Raw genomic sequence first — 2,466 nt, 5'->3', positions numbered from 1 at the left:
CTCTTGCACCTCATATCCGCCGTACAAGTGCCTCGACCGCCGATCGGATCGGCGGGCTGCAGCTTATGTCAAAGGCCATTGTCAGCAATCATGAGAGTGGTTAGTGCGGAGACGGCCTCTGTCGAACGAGGCATGCGATATTATTGTGAGGCCATGATCAGAGTTTGAGTGCAGTGTGGTGTGATGACCATTGTCGAGTCTTGCAGGTTTATACTAGGGTCGCCGGATCTTCTCAGGGCGCGCGCTTCGGCGCGCCATTTCGATCAGCACATGCATGACACTCTCTCGGTGGTTGTCCTCACTGCGGGAAGTGCTTCATTGCAATCGAACCGATGGAGCAAAAGGGCGCAGCCAGGCGACGTGTTCTTCTTCAATCCATTCGAGGTGCATAGCGGTGGCAGTTTGGACCAGCCGGCCCGCTATGAGGTTCTGTATCCGTCCCCACGCTTCGTCTCGGACTGCCTCTCGGCGGGCGACTGCACCTCCACCGTCCCTCTCGTCCGGACCGATGTATTGCGCCGATGCGCGGCGACCGAAGCATTTGTCGATGCCCTATCCTCTCCAACTTCAGGCGCCGCTCCGATTGAGACCGCCTTGCGCAAGTTGTTGCAGAACTGCTCGTTCGAGCCTGCCGGTTTCGCCGCAAGCGGCATGACCGCTGTCCGAGCCGCTTGTCAGTTCATCGACGAACGGTATATGCGCGCGATCCGCACGGACATGCTTGCCCGGCATGTCGGACTTCACAAGAGCCATTTCGTCCGGATATTCCACCGCGCGACCGGCATTGCGCCGCAAACCTATGTCAGGCAGCTGCGCATCGCGAGGGCGCGAGAACTGATCTGTGCAGGCGCCGAATTGTGTGAGGCGGCACAATCGGTTGGTTTCTGCGACCAAGCGCATCTCACCCGCGAATTCAGGAAGGTCTACGGTGTCACTCCTGGCCGCTTCTCGCACGACCTTCGAGCCAACTCCCATTAGCTACAGCCGCCGGGCAGGGCAATCGCTGCGTCGCGCAAATCCCATTCAATAAACTGCCGCTCACTTGGCGTATCGGTCGGACCTCACCATCAAGAGGTCGACCAAATGTCGTTTCAAAGAACTACGGGCACCTACCGTAATAGCCACCCGGATAGCCAAGGCTACTACGGTAGGTATGGTGGCATTGACTACCCCGCGGAGTTGCGGCCCGAGCTTGCCGCCTTGGCCGAAACGCATCAGCTCGCCTGGAACATGCCGGATTTCCAGCGCAAACTGCATGATGCCCGCATTTATTTCCAGGGTCGGCCCACACCCGTACACCGCCTCGCCAATCTTTCCGCTCAAATCGGCGGCGCCACACTGTTCGTCAAACGCGAGGATCTGAACCACACCGGCGCCCATAAGCTCAATCACTGCGTCGGCTTCGCCCTGCTCGCGCGGCATATGGGCAAGACCAAGTTGATCGCGGAGACAGGCGCAGGCCAGCACGGGGTCGCGCTTGCCACGGCGGCCGCCTATTTCGGCCTCGAATGCGAGGTGCACATTGGAGAAGTCGATCTTGAGAAGGCACGTTCCAATGTCAGCCGCATGAAGGTTCTCGGGGCAACGGTGATTGCGGTTGGACAAGGTCAATCGGCGCTCAAGGAAGCAAGCGATTCCGCGTACAACGCCTATGCGCGGCAGTATCGACATGCCCTCTATGCGATCGGTTCCGCCATCGGCCCGCACCCGTTTCCGCTGATCGTCCGCGACTTTCAATCGGTAGTCGGACAGGAGGCACGGCAACAATTCATGGCGGTGAATGGCGGGGCTTTGCCTGATCATGTCGTGGCGTGCGTGGCCGGAGGATCGAACGCAATGGGTATTTACGCTGGTTTCCTAGATGATCAGGGTGTGTCGCTGCACGGGATTGAGCCCTTGGGAAAATCAGCTAAGCCCGGCGAGCATGCCGCCACGTTGACCTTCGGAACGCCTGGCACGCTGCACGGTTCGCACTGCATCGTTCTCCAGGACGCCGACGGCAATATTGCGAAGGTTTCTTCAATCGCATCGGGGCTTGTCTATCCGGGCGTCGGCCCGGAGATTTGTATGCTCCATGACGCAGGACGCGTGTCGTTCACCGCAGTGGATGACGAGCAGGCCGTCGCGGCGTTCTATCGGTTGTCGAGGACAGAAGGCGTTGTTCCTGCTCTAGAGAGCGCACACGCTGTTGCCTTTGCGATGCAATTGGCGGCGCGTTGTCACCCGTCGGAGCGAATCCTGGTCAATCTTTCTGGCCGGGGTGATAAGGATGTGGACTTCGTAATGGAAAACTACAGCGATTGATCTGTTGCCTAGGCTCGCTTGGCTCGAAAACAGCGAAAGATCCCGACCGATTGTGTTGAAAAAGTCCGGGTTGCAGCAGTCCTGAAGCACTGATTCAATCTTCGTCGTAAGAGGAGATTGAGTCGATGATGGGCGAGCAAAGTGTGATGCAGGAGGAGCTGT

General features: G+C 58.6%; 2 protein-coding genes. Both read left to right on the top strand.

The annotated features are described in order from the left end of the window. The first annotated feature begins 183 nt into the window (after positions 1-183). Positions 184-978 carry a helix-turn-helix transcriptional regulator gene (locus NKI85_RS37595; RefSeq protein ID WP_352780936.1) on the top strand — a complete coding sequence of 265 codons (795 nt, stop codon included), beginning with the start codon at positions 184-186 and terminating at the stop codon, positions 976-978. Positions 979-1,083: 105 nt separating this feature from the next. Beyond that, positions 1,084-2,304 carry a tryptophan synthase subunit beta gene (trpB, locus tag NKI85_RS37590; RefSeq protein WP_352780932.1) on the top strand — a complete coding sequence of 407 codons (1,221 nt, stop codon included), beginning with the start codon at positions 1,084-1,086 and terminating at the stop codon, positions 2,302-2,304. Positions 2,305-2,466 lie beyond the last annotated feature (162 nt).

Source organism: Mesorhizobium sp. M0571 (genome assembly GCF_040320985.1).
Classification (GTDB): Bacteria; Pseudomonadota; Alphaproteobacteria; order Rhizobiales; family Rhizobiaceae; genus Mesorhizobium.
This window is presented reverse-complemented; position numbering and strand designations above follow the sequence as displayed.